Source organism: Achromobacter sp. RT286_PF, from assembly GCF_059760425.1.
On the sequence record NZ_JCBAMR010000010.1, the window covers coordinates 92,085 to 109,847 of the forward strand.

Genomic DNA, 17,763 nt, shown 5'->3' on the forward strand with positions numbered 1-17,763 from the left:
CCCCCAAAACTGCTGTCGCGTTGAATCAACGACCCATCAATTCAAGCTCGCGCCAGAAATCTTCACGATTTCCTGGTACTTCGACTTCTCGCTCTTCACGAAGTCAGCAAAGGCTTCCGGCGTCATCGGCGCGGCCTCCGAACCCATCGTCAACAGGCGTTGCTTCACATCCGGCTGCTGCATCGCGTCGGCATATGCCTTGTTCAGCTTGGCCACCACCGGCGCGGGCGTGCCGCCCGTCGTGAACACGCCAAACCACGTGCCCAGATCAAAGCCCTTCACGCCCGACTCTTCAACCGTCGGCACATCCGCCAGCAACGACGAACGCTTGGCCGTCGTCACCGCCAGCGCCTTCACCTTGCCGTCCTTGATCAACGGCGCCGACGCCGCCAGATTGTCGAACATGAAATCCGACTGACCCGACAACAGCGCCAACTGCGCGGGCGCCGCGCCCTGGTAAGGAATGTGTTCGACGTTGATGCCGGCACGCGCCTTCAGCAGCTCGCCAGACAGGTGGCCCGCGCTGCCGTTGCCGCCCGAACCGTAGTTCAGCTTGCCCGGATTCTTCTTGGCGTAGTCGATCAGGTCGGCCAGGGTCTTGATCTTGTTCTTGTCGGCGAACTCAACGTTCATCACCAACACGTTCGGCACCGACGCCACGATCGTCACGGGCGCGAAATCCTTGACCGGGTCGTAGGGCAGGTTCGCGAACAACCACGGGTTGATCGCATGCGTGGCCACCGCGCCCATCACCAGCGTGTAGCCATCGGCGGGCGCCTTGGCCACCAGGTCGGCGCCAATGTTGCCACCGGCACCCGAGCGGTTTTCCACGATCACGGGCTGACCCAGCGAACCGCGCACCTTCTCGGCCAACATGCGGGCCATGGTGTCCAGCGGACCGCCAGGCGGGTAAGGCACAACAAAGCGAATCGGCTTCGTCGGAAAATCAGTCGCCTGCGCCAGCGCGGGCGCACCAAACGGCAAGGTAGCGGCCAGCGCCACGGCGCCCTGCAACAAGGCACGGCGGACCGCGCTACGGGGGGTATTCGTCATGATGTTTTTCTCCTCACTCCAGATCTATGGCGGTCAGTAGCATACCGCAGGGAGGAGATTGGCGTAACAAAGAGATACTGGGTGGGGATGCCCTAGTTTGGTCAACCTTGGGCGGGGAGTTCGTGTTTTCTTTTGACCACGCGCGTCATAAACAAAGCGTTTAAACAAAGCGTCAGACTGCAATATCATCGATACCCCCTCCGAGGAAACCGACATGACATCGCAGCCACAACGCTTCTTGGATCATCTCGCCGCTCGTGGCTGGACGGTGCTGCGAACCACGCCCACCTCGACGCCAGCGGCCGCGCCGCGCGACGCGCACGGCTATGGCGCTTTCCTGGCGACATTCACCGAATTGCACAACGCGGACCAGACACGCTGGTTCCTGAGCGCAGCCGACCATGACGGCACGGCGGACAGCGCCTTTCCCTGGCACACCCTGCGCGATATCAGCCTGGAGGCCGCACTGGACGACGCCGGCCGGCAGGCGGTCCTGGACTTCCGGCAACAGCACACGCCGATCTACATGAGCGTTGCCGGCGCGTACGAATTCCTGGCGATAGAACGCGACTCGGGCCGCATCGTGCACGGCATCGAGCCGGAATTCGAGGACACGCGCGACGTTGCCCCGAATCTCGCGGCCCTGTTCGAAGACATGATTGCGGGCCGCGCCATGGCGGCGCTACTGGCGTAACGCCGTATGCAACCGCCTGCGCAGCCCCCTATGCCGCCCGATCTAAAGGCGTATACCCACGACGATATTCCTGCTCACGAAACTTGGTTGGACTGTGCAACCGCAGACGGTGGCCGGCTGCGCATGGTGTTGCTTGCGGCCGATCCGCAGGCGGCGGCGCCGTTGCCGGCGCGAGCCCGCTCGACCGCCCAAGTTTTGGCCGCGCACCGCAACGCGGCGCTGCATTTCCTCTGGCGCGCGGGGCGCGACAGCGGCGAGCCCGACGATCCCCCGGCGGCGTTCCTCGAACACTTCGTCCCATCGGACTTGGTCGTCTCGACCGACGGCGGTTACGTGCCGCACCTGGCGGCGCGCGACGCGACCTGGTTCATGGATGGCTATTGGCCGTCCGTGCAGTTTGCCGCAGACGACGTGCCCATAGCCTGGGTCTGCGAATCCTGACCCAGGCCGTCGCTTTCCGCCGACGTCTTCCGACCCATTGCCGTCCTGGGAGGCGGCTACTTTGGCCGGCAGTTCAGGGGTCGCGCTAGATCGGCTTTCACTCCAACCATTGCGGATTCCAGACAATTTCCCAGAGATGTCCGTCGGGGTCCTGAAAGTACCCCGAGTACCCCCCCAGAACGTTTCATGCGGTGGCTTGACGATCGTTGCCCCTGCCGCACCGGCCTGGGCGATGACAGTGTCCACTTCGACTTTTGATGAGACATTGTGACCCAGCGTCATCTGGGTCGGATTGAACGGCACTGTCGTCAATCCTGTGTCATGAGAAATGCTGCTCTGCGGCCAAAGCGCCAAGCGCACGCCGGACTGCAAATCCAAAAACGCAACGGCGCCGTGCTCGAATTCCCTGCCTACAATGCCGTCGCTGGAAAGGCCTAACCCATCCCGGTAGAAGCTCAACGACACGTCAAGATCTTCAACGCCCAGGGTGATAACGGTAACTCGTGGCTTCATGTTCGTGCCTCCGTTCGAATAGCGAGTTTATCGCGGCGGTTTCTGGGTGATGAGGGACGCCTTTCCACGCGGGGCGGTCCTACGTGCGGTCAGGGTGTACAGATTGAAAGCCGAGGCCAACGGTGTCCGAATCGCTTGGAATTTACGCGATGCATAAACGTTGAGACGCTCGCCCGCCGAGGGTTGTGCCGAACTCGCAGTTCAAACAGGTCATTCAGTCCGTACGGCGCTATGACCTTCAATGATTCATCATCGTCCAGGTAAATGCCAACGCAGGTGGCAAACTCTGGCCAAGTGGCCAGCCCATCGTCCAAAGAATTCAGGGGTGAAACCACTTGACCGAGCGCTTCTGCGAACCACTCATGCACTGTTGCCTGGTTTGTCACTTCCCAAGTTAACGAGGGAAGAAGCAACTGCAGCCGCTCTTGAAGTTCGGCATCCAGAGCTAGAGGCGCTTCGGCATCAAAGTATGCAACGTCCACGTCATCTAAGTTCGAGGGCTCCTGAAAGCCATGCAAACTATCCCAAACCAAAGATCTGATGGCCCCTGCACCAATGCACCAGGAGGGCAAACCAAGGCAGCGAACCGCCCGCAGCGCAGCCATCAGTTGCTCAGAGGATTCGACGAGGTCGCATAGTTGCTGCTCATAGCCCGCTCGAACGTTCGTCATCATTTCGCCAGGAACCAGAATTTCGGGTTGCTTGTATATGGAAACAGCATATCCAGAATCGTCGGCCGACCTCTTCTGGCCGTACGTCGTCTTTTGGGAAACTACGCTCCCGCCCATGATACGGTCGCTTAGTTCTCAGTTCTCGGTTCTCGGTCCTCATCAGTGGAGAGCTTTGAATACAGCACGAAGTCCCCGGGCGTTCCTCGTACCATTCGGTAAGAGCGCAATAGTCCTTCGCGTCGAAAGCCGCATCGCTTGAGCACGTTCTCCGATTGCGAGTTTGTGTGCAAGACCGTCGCCTGAACACGGACAAAACCGTATGAAGAGAAGGCCCAACGGGTTACGGCGTCGCATACAGCACTCGCGATACCCAATCCCCAATGTGACGGGGCGATGTCGTAAGCAATCTCGGCCGTTTTGTTGGCGTTTGACACGGTGTGAAATCCAATTGTCCCGATGAGCCGATCCTGTAGTTTGTCGATGATTGCCAGGCGGCGTTCCGAGTCCTCGGACGCAGAATCGAACAAGTCAAACACGCGAGACAGGTCTTTAGCCGAGCCCAGATTCCAGCTTGTGTGCTGGAACACTTGTGGCAAGGCAAGATAAGAGTACCAATCGTCTGCGTCAGCACGTTCCAGCTGTCGCAGCACCACCGCCGGGTGTCCAGAGTCAGGGGCCACCATGATGCGCATCCATCACTCCCTTGTTGAGCCGTCCCGCGTCTATTGTGTACACGGCGATTCTAATGAAATTCCGGCATCCACCACGCTGTCGGGTAGAAGCGGTCGGAGCGGTACGGCTGCTTCCGACCCAAAGCCGCCACCCTCCGCATCAAGTATCGACGTCGCTCACCACGTTTGTAAAATTCGGATACAGTAGTGTGCGTGGCGTGGAAACCTATCGGATAAATGATGCGTCGATATCAAGAACTTAAGCGATTTGACCTAAAGACCAGAAATAAGCTTCGGGCAATTTTCAGCGACGGTGAGACCAACGCGATTGATCAATTGGCGCAACTACGTGGAAAGCTTGGAAGTGAACAAGCGGAAGCTTTGGATTCAATTCTAAACAGTCGCGCACTAACGAAAGCGGTGCGCACGTCCAATCCATTCCCCAAAGCACCGCCATTTTCCGATACGTTTCAGTTGTATCGCGATGTAGGGCTAACCGAGATGCTAGACGGCATTGAGGCTAGCGTATGCACTCATAAGGAACGTCTCTCCCGACTCGCTTCGTCACTGCATGCGATCGACGATCTGTATGCAAAAGGTGATGTCTGCGCGTGTCGCGATCGCATCGATGAAACGTTGGACCAAGATGGCTGGAGCCATGCTCTCCTACGACGCATTATTCTAATACGCGAAAATCTCGTAGACGACGCGATCGACGACCGAATTGAGGAATTGGTTGTAGTCGCCGGTATCAAAGAAGTGGTGGTTTCATCGCTTATTAATGTATACGCTCGCGATCAGAACATTCTTACAATAAAGCGATCAATTTTAAATATTCCCGATCGCGGTGTGATCAATCGTTATTCACGAGCATTGTCCAAGATTACTGTCCAGCCATTTGCAACATCTAAGGAGGAGCTATCTAGCTACCTCATGGAAGTTGAGCGTTGTTCGCTGCTAGACGCCGTAATTCTAGCAAAATTCAACTCACACCTTTATAGATTAGATGATTTCCCGGGTATTAAAGCGATCGCTAACTCGCTCGGGGCACCGACACTTTTTGAACCGTTGTTAGCGACCTACGACAATAAGGACAGTGAAAGCGAGTACCGCTTTTTCAAACAATCCAGTGCATGGCTGGAGTACGAAGCGGTGCGTGGTTATAGAATATTGACGGACAATTATTATGACGCGTCTCGAGAAGAGGCGGATACATTTCACCCGATGCTCGGCCAAGCATTTCGGGGCTGGGTTGGAGAGCCCACTCTTCGAGATATGTTGGGCGACGTTCCGTTCACCGTGCACGGCTTCACTGCGCTGACCAAGTTAGAGCTTTCAGGGACAGTTACGCGATCCGCGTTGTTCAATTACTGGCTAACAGAGTCGGAAGGGCAGATCGGCTTTGATAAAGACGAACTGCTTACTCTGATGGGTCTTACCCGCGACTTGGCACGTACCGTTCCGATCAAAGCGGTTCGTACGGCCGCTAAACTAGCAAAAGATGAACTGGTAAAGCTGATCCTATTACTTCTACTGGCCAAGCGGAGCAAGAATGAGCTAGACAGCTTTCTGCTACGAAAAATTTTAGAGAGTATTGCGTTTAATTATTATGGCGGATCTCTAGTCGCGCTTGTCGAGGATTACCAAAAATCGCATCCGTACGTTGCTGAATACATTTACGACATCTCGACGGAAGACTTCTTATCCAAGCTGCCTAGGCTTGCCCCGCATCGTGCGGACATTTCAGAAATTCGCGCCTCCTTGCATGAATCAATGGCGAAATTCAAGCAGGATGACCACTATCTTCAGCGAGCTCGGGCCGTTCGAATCGATCACCAGATAAATAGGGTTAGAAACGAGATTGACGACCACAGAATTTACGTAGACCCCTCTCGATTTTCATCGTGGCTCGAAGATGAGATGATGATCGAAATAAGCCGCGCTCTGACTTCTACCGGATCTGGAAAGAAAGGGCTCACGGTCACATGTGACGAGGCAGCCATTTCGTGGATTGTTGCTCAGAGTTACAACGCGTTCTGTTCAAATCCGGTTTTCGGTATTGCGTCATATATCGGCCGACGGATACGTCATGGTACTTTTCACGGACACTTGTATTCTAGTGTAGTAAATTCGATAGAAAAAAATGAAAGGTTTGCGCCGTTGCTGAGTAATCCACAATTCGCAACGAAATGGGCCCATTGGAAAGACGTATACAACAAGGCTGTCGAGTTAATTATCGCGGAGCGATTGCATGTGCATTCAAAAGCAAAGCCGTTAGGTTTGCTTACGCCGGAAGTGTACACTCCCCCGAAAGTGGAGGTCTTATCTGCCGCGGTTAAAGCCATAAGTAATAATTACATTGAGACGGCGTCGGCCGCAGGAATCGATCAGACGGTAATTGACTATTGCTGGCGCCTTGCTGAAGTCGATTTGATCGCAGTAGTGCGGTATCTAAGAGCACAGCAGACGGCATTGAAAAATCAGGAATATCTTGGCGGCGAGCTCGTGCCGACTGGCGCACTCGTTAACGTTAGGCTGTCCGACGCATTTCGGCGCGAGCTAGAACTGGCAATCGACAGAAAGTTCTCAACCATGTTCGGCTGGTTTAAACGGCCGTCGATTGTAGCGCCCAAGGCCTCCGTCTCGCTCCTCTTCGCCGCTACCGTAGCCGAGGTAAGAGACACGATACCGGATTTCGATCCTCAGGCTGCAGACAGCAGTAAGGAAGAAATCGAACTGGTAGGCAATATTTACCACCTTATATACGACTCGCTCGCTATCGTTGTGGGTAATGCAGCTAAGTATGCAGATCGAAAATGTCCACTGAGACGCAATTTCGAAATTCTGCACGACAAAGGAAAGCACCTGGTCATTGACATTCGCTCTTCGATAAAGTGTACAGATGACCCTGCTAAAGTTTCAGAATATATCGAAACAAGGAAAGGAGCAGATTTCCAGGATGCGAATATGTACGACAAGAAAAGTGGAATTTCCAAACTGTTGCTGCTAGAAAGCAGCAGGCAGGATTTTACATTGGACCAATATGCGGTGGTAGGCAATGAAGTGCTCGTGAGGCTTATTTATGCTCTTGAACATTGAGCGGCTTAAATGCCTGATTGTGGAAGATGACCAGTTCAAAATGGAGGGAATACGAGCTCATTTAAACGACATCTTCAAAGGTGCAATTGACACGATCACCTGCCAAGCTCTAGCGTCAGCTACCGGCTTGTTAGCTGATCACATTTTCGACTTAGTAATTATCGATATGTCGATTCATAGCCACGAGCCGGAAGCCGGGGCTGGCTCCCCCCTTCCTTTGTCGTCGGGCGGCCTCGATGTGCTGTTTGAAGTGGCCCACTCCGGCAATAACACCCCATGCATAATTTTGACCCAATACCCCGATATCGAGATTGAGAGCCTTCCGATTCCGGTAAGTTTGGCCGGAAGAGAAATCTTCGATAAGTTCGGCATCGAGGTGGCCGGTTGCGTTCGCTATATGGAGAATGACAATCGGTGGAAGGCAGATATCATTTCAATTTTGGAGCGCTTGTGAAATTACTTATCTTGGAAGACGAAGACGAGAAATACCAACAGATTTGTTCGTACGTCACAGAGATTATTCCCGATGCGATCATCCAGCGAGAGGCCAATTGGCTGGACTACTCGCGCGCCGTTGCGAATGCGAAATTCGATTTGATTCTCCTGGATCTGGTAGTGCCTCGCTCAGCCAGAGATCAATTGCTAGAAGACCACCATGCATCGCTGGTCGAGACCACACGAGACTATCAAAGCAAATCCTTCAAAACGCCCGCGATTGTTTTGACCAGGCATAATCTTGATGATGGCGACTTTGTCCATAATCTGAATCTGGTGGATATAAATGTCATACCGTTTAACGAATTTGGCGCGTGGCGGGAGGCACTAAAAATAAAACTCTTGGCCGTCGAGCAGTGTAAGAAATTTGATGTCGTTATAATGTGCGCCCTGGAGAAAGAGGCCAACGCATTTGAAGGGCTGACGGATACCTGGGGTCCATTAAAAACAATTTCTGGCCTAATTTGCCGCGAGGTCCAGATTGGTGAATACAAGGCGGTCATCGTTAGAGCAAAGAGAATGGGACTTGTGGCGGCCGCCGTCGCATCCGCATTTGCACTAGATCGATTCGAGCCGCGTCTTATCTGCATGAGCGGAATTTGCGGTGGCGTGAAAGGCGAGGCAGAAATATACGACCTCTTGGTGACGCAAATTTGTCATCAACATGATGCCGGAAAGTGGGGTGCGGAAGGTTTCAAGTCTGAACATTACGATGTCCAATTGGACGTCGACGTACATAATAAACTACTAGAAGTTTCGGCGAATCCAGCCGTGAGCGATTTCATTCTTGCTGATCTGAATGCAGGCAAGTCGGAGGTGCCGAAAGGGAAGGAACGCGTCGGTTTCAAGCTGAAGCCAGACGCGACCACAAGCAGTGGAAGCGCGGTAATTGCCGAAGACGGTAAAACGGCATCTTTGGTCGTGGGCCAGAGAAAACTCTCCGGCTTCGATATGGAGGTGTACTCGGTATACGAGGCAGCTAGGCATGCCCTCAGGCGGACCGCCTTCTTTGCCGCAAAAGCGGTAGTCGACGACGGAGGGATAAACAAGGGAGATAAATTTCACCGCATTGGCTGTTTGATATCCGCGAAATTTACTGTGGCTGCAATCCGCTCAGGAACAGCTGACGTTTGGAAGCAATAGAGATCGCCGCGTACTGCCTTGGCAACAAACTCAGGACGCTCAAGTTTTGGCGCACGGAGCGGTTTAAATTGATCCTTCCCGGGAAGTGGCACTTGAAATAGACCCGTGGACGCTCAACGCAAACGACCGCTTCTGGCCGGAAGCGGCCAAGTGAATCAAGTATCACAGGCAGCATTTCGACGGAACTTGTGGCCGCGTTAAAGCCCCGTTAGCATCGGCTCACCTGCATTCCCGTTCTGCGCCCACATCCATGGCGGAAACCACCGTGAGCGAACCCGCCGCCATTAACAACGGTGTCAGACTCCGATTTCGATATGCCTCGCACACAAAATCACGGATAAGCCCGGGCGCTTACCGTCAACCGCCATAGCATTGCGCGTAAATAAAGTTGACCAGGCGCTTGTCTGAGGCATCCTGTGGCGTGGACGGCTCGACTTGGAAATGCCCGAACATATCGTCGTTGCAGATCCGCACGTTCTTGCGCTGCGTACCTTCCTGCAATATGCAGGAGCCGCCAAAACTGTGATTACTCCCGGCGGCGCCAACCGGTAGATCAATCAGCCGGCTACAACCGATGATCCGGCCGTTTTGCTTCTGATGCGCCAACGATTGGTTGAACGATTCAACACGGGAGTTGGGATCACGAATCGGCACAACATTCACGCATTCGCCACTAACGGTTTGGTTGCCCGGCAGCTTGCAGTCTGAGTACACCTCGCCATTGGCAATATGTTCCTCATTACGCGCCAGCATGGCGATGCGGGCTGTGTATGTTTGCTGCAGGCAGGCGCTGTCTTGACAAATGTCACGAGCGTATTTAATCCAGTTGCGCTGTTCTTTGCGCAACTCTTTCTTGCCATAGGCATCGGTTGCGGCTAGTGCTGTTTCATAGGCGCCTTGCAATTTTCCATCCAGCGCGGATGTCTCGACATCGCTACAGATCAACCTTTCCGTCATGCCCGCGGCCTTGTTGCAATCAAAACTAGCGGCTTGGGCGCTAGTCCATAGCGTTGCAAGGCCCAACGTAAAGAGAAGCTTCATCGCAGGTGTATACCGTGTCTTCGGTGCGTAAGCGGGCGGGCGTGTTGAATGCGGCTGGGTCATGATCCTATCTTCTCAAGTTGTATGTCGATGATGTCTTGCGTACAGCACAACACATCTCTCTGGTGACACGTCAAATCAGCTGAACCGGGCTTATGCACATCTCTGGGCTTGTGATCTTGCCGCACGACCATCAGAGGCATTCTTATTCCAATACCCGGCTCAGTTTTTACCAGATCTAAGCTGACGCCTGTGCCTTTAGCAACTAAAGCGGCGGCTCCATCACAATCATCTCCGATGATCCTTCATTAACGTCGCTTATGAAGCTCATTCAACTTGAGATTTCGTTCGCTGAAGTTGGCATGGTCTGGTACAGCCTCCAATACAAGAGCTTGGTCCGATGCTCTTCCGCTTCTGGCCGGAAGCGGCCAAGTGAATCAAGTCTCACAGGCAGCATTTCGACGGAACTTGTGGCTGCGTTAAAGCCCCGTTAGCATCGGCGCACCTGCATTCCCGTTCTGCGCCCACATCCATGATGGAACCCACCGTGACCGAACCCACCGCCATTGAAGTGTCAGGCGAAGCCGCATCGCATAAGGGAAGATTTTTCCTGATTGACGCCAGCTTCTTGGGAAACGGCAGGGTTCCCGGCATAGAAATTGCCAACGAACAGACGCTGATCGATCCGGGGATGAATGTCGTCTCGCGTCCCAATGGAATGCCAGATCAGTATCCGGAGCGTCCGCACCTGGTTCATGTACCGGAGAAAGGCGGAATGCCACGCGATCTGGAAGAGCTCGCTGGCATATGGATTGTGTCGGAGCCGTTGAAGCAACTGTTTGAGCAATTGGACGCCGAGGCGTTTGCCTTTGTGGCATGCGACTTCAGCCTTGCTGACGGCAGCCCCGGTCCTCAGTACTACCTTGGCAATGTGCTGCGCACACTCGACGCCCTGGATGAAGCCGCTTCTCGCGTGAGGATCAAGCTCGACCGCAATTCTCAGACAGGCCAGGACGAGAAGCTCTATAGCCTCGTTGGCGGAGCCAGCTTGGTGTTCAAACAGGATGTTGTGGGAGACGCCCATATCTTCCGCCAGGATCGCATGGGAGCACCGCCTATCTGCGACCGCGCGATGTTTGATGCATTGAGTGCGGCCAACTTCTCCGGCGTACGGCTGCGCGATGTAGCCGATATTTAGAGCTGACACGGGAGCGGAGGGTTATGGCCGCTGCGCGGCCACAATCGGCCCTAAGCGGCCACGCGCGGATGTCGGTGCGGTGACGCGCATGCTCGCTTTTCGCCGAAACCGCCCGCATATCGAAATGCCGCAGCGCTACACACTAAGCCCTCGAACGCATCGAAGTCCCACCGACCTAACCCGCGCTTCATCAGCCCCCGCATACCCCCCCAATAAAAAACACCCCAACAGTCGGACCAAAATCCGACTCTTGGGGCGCTTACCGCAAGCGACTTTTCTAATCTTCAGCCGATCAATGCAAGATCTGGCTCAAGAACAGTTTGGTGCGTTCGTTCTGCGGATTATCGAAAAATTCATCCGGGTTGTTCTGTTCGATGATCTCGCCACGGTCCATGAAAATGACGCGGTTGGCGACCTTGCGGGCGAAGCCCATTTCGTGGGTTACGCAGATCATCGTCATGCCGCTTTCCTGGGCCAGCGACACCATTACGTCCAGCACTTCCTTGACCATTTCGGGGTCAAGCGCCGAAGTGGGCTCATCGAACAGCATGATCTTGGGGTTCATGCACAGCGACCGGGCGATGGCCACGCGCTGTTGCTGGCCGCCTGACAGCTGGCCGGGGAATTTCTTGGCCTGTTCCGGAATGCGTACGCGTTCCAGGTACTTCATGGCCGTGGCTTCGGCTTCCGCGCGCGGCTTCTTCAGCACCCACATGGGGCCCAGCGTCAGGTTTTCCAGCACGGTGAGGTGCGGGAACAAGTTGAAGTGCTGGAACACCATGCCGACGTCCTTGCGGATCGTCTCGATGTGCTTCAGGTCATTCGTCAGCTCCGTGCCGTCCACAATGATGTGGCCTTTCTGGTGCTCTTCCAGACGGTTGATGCAGCGGATCATCGTGGACTTGCCCGACCCCGAAGGACCGCACACCACGATGCGCTCGCCTTGCGCCACGTCCAGATTGATATTGCGCAACACGTGGAACTGCCCGTACCACTTGTTCACGTCCTGCATACGAATAATGGCATCCGACATGCCTGTACTCCCGTAAATATCGCTGTGCGCACCCACCGGCAGGCGGGCGCGCGCCAGTGGCTAGCGTTTGTGATCAGTCGCAAGACGTTTTTCAAGCGCCTGACTGTACTTGGACATGGAAAAGCAGAACACGAAGTAGATCGCCGAGATGAACAGGTAGGCCTCTACGCCGAATCCGCGCCATGCCGCATCTGACAAAGCCGCCTTGGCTGCCAGCGTCAAATCGAAGATACCGATGATGACGACCAGCGACGTGTCTTTGAACAGCGCAATGAAAATGCTGACCAGCGGCGGAATCACGATCTTCAGCGCTTGCGGCAAGATGATCTTGCGCATCTGCTGCCAGTAGTTCAGGCCCAGCGAATCGGCGCCTTCGTACTGCCCTTTCGGGATCGCCTGCAAGCCGCCACGCACCGTTTCCGCGATGTAGGCCGCGGCGAACATGATGATGGCGATCTGCGCGCGCAGTAGCTTGTCGATCGAAAAGCCTTCCGGCAGGAACAAGGGCAGCATCACCGACGACATGAACAGCAGGCTGATCAGCGGCACGCCACGAATCAGCTCGATGTACACGACGCACAGCGCCTTGATGGCGGGCATCTTCGAGCGCCGGCCCAGGGCCAGCAGCACACCGATGGGGAACGCAAAGGCGATGCCGAACGTGGATAGGATCAGCGTCAGCGGCAGGCCGCCCCAGCGGGCGTTCTCGACGTAGGTCAGGCCGAACACGCCGCCCCACATCAACAGCGCCACGGCGGTCAGGCCGACGACCCAGATGACCGCCAGCTTCCAGTTCCAGAAACGACGGATGCCGCTGCAAACAATGACCGCCACCAGGATGATGGTGGCGATCAGCGGACGCCATTGCTCGTCGAACGGATACGTGCCGAACAGGATCAGCCGGTGCTTCTCGATGATGAACGCCCAGCAGGCGCCACCGGAAGCGCGGCATTCCTGGGCGTTGGCCGCGTTGAAGTCGGCCTTGAAGAACGCCCATTCCAGCAGCGCCGGCACCGACATCAACAGGAACCACGCCAGGAGTACCGTGATCAGGATGTTCAGCGGCGACGAGAACAGACGGGATCTAAGCCAGGGCCACGCGCCCACGTGGGTGCTGGGCGGCGGCATGGCTTCGGGGGGGGTATGCGTAGTGCTGCTCATCTCAACGCTCCACCAGCGCGATGCGCTTGTTGTACCAGTTCATGAATATCGAGATCGACAGGCTGACCGTCAGGTACGCGCCCATGATGATGAGGATGCCCTCGATGGCCTGGCCCGTCTGGTTCAGCGTGGTGTTCACGACCGACACGATGTCGGGGTAGCCGATGGCGACCGCCAGCGAGCTGTTCTTGGTCAGGTTCAGGTACTGGCTGGTCATCGGCGGGATGATCACGCGCAGCGCCTGCGGCAGGATGACCAGGCGCAGCACCTTGGCGCGTGGCAAACCCAGCGAACCGGCGGCTTCCCATTGGCCGTTGTTGACGGCCTGGATGCCCGAGCGCACCACTTCGGCAATGAACGCCGACGTGTAGATCACCAGGCCCGCCAGCAACGCGGCGAATTCCGGCGACAGCGTCAAGCCACCCGAGAAGTTAAAGCCCTTCAACGCCGGCATGTCCAGCGTCAACGACGCGCCGCTGACCAGCCAGCCGATGAACGGCAGGCCGATGAGCAGACCGATGGCCCAGCGGCCCAGCGGGAACATGTGGCCGGTGGCTTCGTGGCGCTTCTTGCCGTAGTGGCCAAGAAAGATGATCGCGACGATGGCAAGGCCCAGGCCCGCCAGCATCCAGTCCAGCGAGTTGCCTTCCAGGCCGGGCACTTTCAGGCCCCGGTTGGAGATGAACACGCCGGGAAGCGGGTTGTGCGCTTGGCGCGGACCCGGCATGTTTTCCGTGATCAGCGCGTACCAGAAGAACAGTTGCAGCAAGAGCGGCACGTTGCGCATCACTTCGACGTAAACCGAGGTGATCTTGGCGACGAGCCAGTTCTTGGACAAGCGGCCGATACCGATCAGGGTACCGAGGATGGTGGCCAGCACGATGCCGATGACGGCAACGCGTAGCGTGTTGAGCAGGCCGACCAGGATGGCGCGGCCGTAATCATTGGCGGGGGTGTAGGCGATGGCGGTTTCACCGATCGCAAACCCGGCTTCACGGCTTAGAAAACCGAAGCCCGTGGCGATGTTGCGCACGGACAGGTTATGCAGCGTGTTGGAAACCAGGAACCACACGGCCCAGGCTACCGCGGCCAGCGCAAGCACCTGGTAGACCACGGAGCGCACTCCGGGATCATTCCAGTTCAGCCGCCGGCGAGGAGCCGAAATTGGGGCGTTTCTATTGGAAGTCGTCATGATGAATCTACAGAAGTCGTACACCGGGTGGCAACGCCGGCAAGGCCACGCCCCCCACTCCTGCCGCCCGCTCGGTGGCGGGCTAGGCAAAACGGAGCGCTAAGGCTCCGTTTTGCCGGGCAGCCGTGTGTTAGCGCACCGGCCAGCCGTACATCAAACCGCCTTGCTTGTACGACGCGTTCAAACCACGCTCCAGCTTCATCGCGCTGTTCTTGCCCAGCGTGTTTTCGAAGCTTTCACCGTAGTTGCCCACGTTCTTGATGATGTTGTAGGCCCACTTGTCGTCCACGCCCAGGTTCTTGCCCATGCCCGGGGTCACGCCAAGGATGCGCTGGATGTTGGGGTTGGGGCTCTTGGTCATTTCGTCGACGTTGGCCTTGGTGATGCCGTATTCCTCGGCTTCCAGCATGGCGTTCAGCGACCAGCGCACGATGTTGAACCATTGCTCGTCGCCCTGGCGGACCATGGGGCCCAGCGGCTCCTTGGAGAAGTCTTCCGGCAGGATGACGTACTTGTCCGGGTTCTCGAGCGTGGTGCGCGTCGAAGCCAGTTGCGACTTGTCGGTCGTGAAGGCGTCGCAGCGGCCGGCCGAGAAGGCGCGGATGATTTCGTCGTACTTGTCGATCACGACCGGCTTGAATTCGATTTTCTGGCCGCGGAACCAGTCAGCCAGGTTCAGTTCGGTGGTCGTGCCCGGCTGCACGCAGATGGTGGCGCCGTTCAGTTCCTTGGCGCTCTTGACGTTCAGGTCCTTGGAGACCATGACGCCTTGCGAGTCGTAGTAGTTCACGCCCACGCCGATCAGGCCCAGCGTCGTGTCGCGGGTCAGCGTCACGGTGGTGTTGCGGGTCAGCACGTCGACTTCGCCCGATTGCAGCGCGGTGAAGCGTTGCTGCGTGTTCAGGGGCGTGAACTTGACCTTGGTGGCGTCGCCGAACATGGTCGAGGCGATGGCGCGGCACATGTCCACGTCGATGCCCTTGTATTCGCCCTTGCTGTCAGCAATCGAGAAACCCGGAATGCCCGTTGAAACCCCGCATTGGACAAACCCTTTCTTTTTAACGTTATCGAAGGTCGCGCCCGCATTGGCAGCCGAGGATGCGGCAAACAGTGCAGCGCCAATTGCAGCGAGTTTCAGTACTTTCATCGTGATCTCCGTGTGGGACAAATCGAGCCTTGCATCGACCGGGTTGGGCCGACGCATGGGGCGGATGGTAGCGTCCACGCAGCGGCCGGCACATCCGGGAATTCCCTTGAAATTTAGGGACACTGGCGAAATCAATCGGCGTTTTCGTTCGAAAACGGGGACGCCTTTTTTCGATTGCACAGGGTCCGGAGATGCGTTTGTTTCGTTCTGCTCAAAACGTGTCCATCCGGTCACACCGAAACGCTTTTTCACAGCCCGGGCACGAATCGGCTTACGCCCCGATCCTGTCCCCGAGTTACTATTGCGGCTTCATCCGACAGCCGCCATGATCGAATTCCAGCACGTATTCAAATCATATGGTCGCGGCCGAAATATCCTGGCCGACATCAACTTCCGCGTGAGCGCGGGAGAATTCGTTTTCGTATCCGGGCCGTCAGGCGCCGGTAAATCCACGCTGCTCAAGTTGATCGGCGGGTTGGAGCCCGCCAGCCGCGGGTCCATCCAGGTCAACGGGCAACGGCTGGACAAGCTGCCGGCCCGTGCGCGCCCTTATCTGCGCCGCGCCGTGGGCGTCATCTTGCAGGACACGCACCTGTTGTTCGATCGCAGCGCGTTCGAAAACGTGATGCTGCCGCTGGCGGTGCAGGGTCACCCCTGGGATTCGGCCGCCGCGCGCGCCCGCGCCGCGCTGGACAAGGTGGGCTTATCGGGTAAAGAAGACCTGAACCCCATTGAATTGTCCGGCGGTGAACAGCAGCGGCTGGCGATTGCGCGGGCCATCGTGAACCGGCCCGCCATCCTGATCGCCGACGAACCCACCGCCAACCTTGACCATGACAACGCGCAGCGCATCATGAACGTGTTTCGCGATTTCAACCGCGTGGGCGTCACGACGCTGATCGCTTCGCACGACCAGGAACTGATGGCGCGCTACGCCACGCGCACGCTGCGCATTGACCCGGGCAAGTTCGCCGATTCGCACGGCCCGTCGCAACCGCCCGACGCCGGGCAACCCACCGGGGCCACGCCGCGCACCGGCAGCCGCGCCGAACCGGGCATGGGCTTTCCGGGAGAACCGGCATGAACGCCTGGCTGCGGCAACACCGCTATGCGTTGATGGTCACCGTGCGACGTCTGGCCAAACAACCTTTTTCGTCCTTGGCCAACCTGCTGGTGATGGCGCTGGCGCTGGCTCTGCCCTTGCTGGGCAGCGCCATCCTGGTGTCCGTGCAACCGGTGGCGCGCGAAATGTCCGTCACGCCCGAAGTCACCGTGTTCATGCGCGTGGACGCCCCCGCCGGCGCGGCCGCCGATGTGGCCAAGCGCATCAAGGACGACTACCAGGCCGACGTGCGCGCGGTGCGCGTGGTGGGGCGCGACGCCGCCCTTGCCGACCTGCGCGCCAACCCGGCGTGGCAGCAGGCGCTGGCCGTCCTGCCCGGCAACCCGCTGCCGGACGCCGTGGTCGTCACGCTGGCCGACGGCGACAACCTGGCCGGACGCGCCGACAAACTGGCCGCCGACTGGAAGCAATGGAACCACGTTGACCTGGTGCAGCTTGATAGCGCCTGGGTGCAGCGGCTGGAGGCCATTCTGCGCTTTGCCCGTATCGGCCTGGGCTTTTTGGCCGCCTGCGTGGCCGTGGTGGTGCTGGCCACGGTGTTCAACACCGTGCGCATGCAAGCGCTGTCGCAACGCGAGGAAATCGCCGTCGCCCGGCTGGTTGGGGCCACGGAATCCTTCGTGCGGCGCCCGTTCCTGTACCTGGGCGCACTGTCCGGCGCCGTGGCGTCGCTGCTGGCGATCGGCGTATCGGCCATCGCCCTGTCTCCCTTGAACGAGGCGCTGCTGGGGCTGGCCCGCAGCTACGGCGCCGAGTTCGCGCTGCACCTGCCCGGCACGCCGGTGCTGGTGGCTGCCGTGGTGGCATCGGCCGCACTGGGCGCCTTGTCGGCGCGCTGGTCGGTCACGCGCAGCACCCGGTTCTAAAAGCGCCCTGCCCAATCTCTAAAGCTACGTATAAAGCCGGAACGTCCCCGTGATCCGGGGAAAGACCGCGCGCGCGCCTGTGTACGATGATTTCCAGGCGTCGTTGCTGACGCCCGCCCGCGCCGCGGCGTCATTCGCGTCGTGGCGGGTCGCCGCCATGGAGGCAAAGCGCGTTATGAATCAGGGACGTATCGTTCGCCGCCGTTACAAGCATTTCCCCCG

16 protein-coding genes and 1 pseudogene are annotated in these 17,763 nt (G+C 57.5%); 8 read left to right on the forward strand and 9 right to left on the reverse strand.

Annotated elements, in window-relative coordinates:
- Positions 1 to 36: 36 nt before the first annotated feature.
- A complete protein-coding gene (locus tag AC6LJY_RS11040; RefSeq protein ID WP_104141720.1) occupies positions 37 to 1,053 on the reverse strand; it encodes a Bug family tripartite tricarboxylate transporter substrate binding protein in 1,017 nt (338 codons plus the stop codon).
- Between the two features lie 214 nt (positions 1,054 to 1,267).
- Between AC6LJY_RS11040 and AC6LJY_RS11045 the strand changes: the two genes are divergently transcribed.
- A complete protein-coding gene (locus AC6LJY_RS11045; RefSeq protein WP_498135935.1) occupies positions 1,268 to 1,747 on the forward strand; it encodes a hypothetical protein in 480 nt (159 codons plus the stop codon).
- Between the two features lie 30 nt (positions 1,748 to 1,777).
- Positions 1,778 to 2,188: a hypothetical protein gene (locus AC6LJY_RS11050; RefSeq protein ID WP_498135936.1), complete on the forward strand. Its 411-nt coding sequence runs from the start codon at positions 1,778 to 1,780 to the stop codon at positions 2,186 to 2,188.
- Positions 2,189 to 2,285: 97 nt separating this feature from the next.
- On the opposite strand, the pseudogene AC6LJY_RS11055 reads toward AC6LJY_RS11050, so the two are convergent.
- From AC6LJY_RS11055 to AC6LJY_RS11065, 3 genes and pseudogenes are all read right to left on the reverse strand, one after another.
- Positions 2,286 to 2,701, reverse strand: a pseudogene (locus AC6LJY_RS11055) (VOC family protein).
- 89 nt (positions 2,702 to 2,790) lie between these two features.
- Positions 2,791 to 3,375 carry a nucleotidyltransferase family protein gene (locus AC6LJY_RS11060; RefSeq protein ID WP_485859152.1) on the reverse strand — a complete coding sequence of 195 codons (585 nt, stop codon included), beginning with the start codon at positions 3,373 to 3,375 and terminating at the stop codon, positions 2,791 to 2,793.
- A 125-nt stretch (positions 3,376 to 3,500) separates the two neighbouring features.
- Positions 3,501 to 4,064: a GNAT family N-acetyltransferase gene (locus tag AC6LJY_RS11065; protein ID WP_498135937.1), complete on the reverse strand. Its 564-nt coding sequence runs from the start codon at positions 4,062 to 4,064 to the stop codon at positions 3,501 to 3,503.
- Between the two features lie 216 nt (positions 4,065 to 4,280).
- Between AC6LJY_RS11065 and AC6LJY_RS11070 the strand changes: the two genes are divergently transcribed.
- The 3 genes from AC6LJY_RS11070 to AC6LJY_RS11080 are packed head-to-tail and all read left to right on the forward strand — an operon-like array spanning position 4,281 to position 8,780.
- Positions 4,281 to 7,142 carry a hypothetical protein gene (locus AC6LJY_RS11070; RefSeq protein WP_498135938.1) on the forward strand — a complete coding sequence of 954 codons (2,862 nt, stop codon included), beginning with the start codon at positions 4,281 to 4,283 and terminating at the stop codon, positions 7,140 to 7,142.
- A complete protein-coding gene (locus AC6LJY_RS11075) occupies positions 7,126 to 7,596 on the forward strand; it encodes a hypothetical protein (RefSeq protein WP_498135939.1) in 471 nt (156 codons plus the stop codon). The genes AC6LJY_RS11070 and AC6LJY_RS11075 overlap by 17 nt, the downstream gene beginning before the upstream one ends.
- Positions 7,593 to 8,780, forward strand: coding sequence for a phosphorylase family protein (locus tag AC6LJY_RS11080; protein WP_498135940.1), 1,188 nt, complete (start codon positions 7,593 to 7,595; stop codon positions 8,778 to 8,780). Before AC6LJY_RS11075 ends, AC6LJY_RS11080 begins: the two co-directional genes overlap by 4 nt.
- Before the next feature lie 357 nt (positions 8,781 to 9,137).
- Here the strand turns inward: AC6LJY_RS11080 and AC6LJY_RS11085 are convergent, their stop codons facing one another.
- Positions 9,138 to 9,884 carry a lysozyme inhibitor LprI family protein gene (locus AC6LJY_RS11085; RefSeq protein WP_498135941.1) on the reverse strand — a complete coding sequence of 249 codons (747 nt, stop codon included), beginning with the start codon at positions 9,882 to 9,884 and terminating at the stop codon, positions 9,138 to 9,140.
- 484 nt (positions 9,885 to 10,368) lie between these two features.
- On the opposite strand from AC6LJY_RS11085, the gene AC6LJY_RS11090 reads away from it, so the two are divergent.
- The gene (locus AC6LJY_RS11090) at positions 10,369 to 11,019 is read left to right on the forward strand and encodes an imm11 family protein (RefSeq protein WP_498135942.1); all 651 of its coding nucleotides are present in this window, start codon (positions 10,369 to 10,371) and stop codon (positions 11,017 to 11,019) included.
- 292 nt (positions 11,020 to 11,311) lie between these two features.
- Here the strand turns inward: AC6LJY_RS11090 and AC6LJY_RS11095 are convergent, their stop codons facing one another.
- The 4 genes from AC6LJY_RS11095 to AC6LJY_RS11110 form a co-directional block, all read right to left on the reverse strand.
- Positions 11,312 to 12,052, reverse strand: a complete 741-nt coding sequence (locus tag AC6LJY_RS11095) for an amino acid ABC transporter ATP-binding protein (RefSeq protein WP_046803291.1) — start codon at positions 12,050 to 12,052, stop codon at positions 11,312 to 11,314.
- Between the two features lie 60 nt (positions 12,053 to 12,112).
- Positions 12,113 to 13,213 (reverse strand): amino acid ABC transporter permease, encoded by a 1,101-nt coding sequence (locus AC6LJY_RS11100; protein WP_498135943.1) that lies wholly within the window; start codon positions 13,211 to 13,213, stop codon positions 12,113 to 12,115.
- Position 13,214: 1 nt separating this feature from the next.
- The gene (locus AC6LJY_RS11105; protein WP_046803356.1) at positions 13,215 to 14,405 is read right to left on the reverse strand and encodes an amino acid ABC transporter permease; all 1,191 of its coding nucleotides are present in this window, start codon (positions 14,403 to 14,405) and stop codon (positions 13,215 to 13,217) included.
- 130 nt (positions 14,406 to 14,535) lie between these two features.
- Positions 14,536 to 15,552 (reverse strand): transporter substrate-binding domain-containing protein, encoded by a 1,017-nt coding sequence (locus AC6LJY_RS11110; protein ID WP_314355408.1) that lies wholly within the window; start codon positions 15,550 to 15,552, stop codon positions 14,536 to 14,538.
- A gap of 325 nt (positions 15,553 to 15,877) precedes the next feature.
- Between AC6LJY_RS11110 and AC6LJY_RS11115 the strand changes: the two genes are divergently transcribed.
- Together AC6LJY_RS11115 and AC6LJY_RS11120 are read left to right on the forward strand one after the other, a co-directional pair.
- Entirely contained in the window at positions 15,878 to 16,636 is a 759-nt protein-coding gene (locus tag AC6LJY_RS11115; RefSeq protein ID WP_120157119.1) for a cell division ATP-binding protein FtsE, read from the forward strand.
- Positions 16,633 to 17,541 (forward strand): cell division protein FtsX, encoded by a 909-nt coding sequence (locus tag AC6LJY_RS11120; protein ID WP_046803287.1) that lies wholly within the window; start codon positions 16,633 to 16,635, stop codon positions 17,539 to 17,541. The genes AC6LJY_RS11115 and AC6LJY_RS11120 overlap by 4 nt, the downstream gene beginning before the upstream one ends.
- Positions 17,542 to 17,763 lie beyond the last annotated feature (222 nt).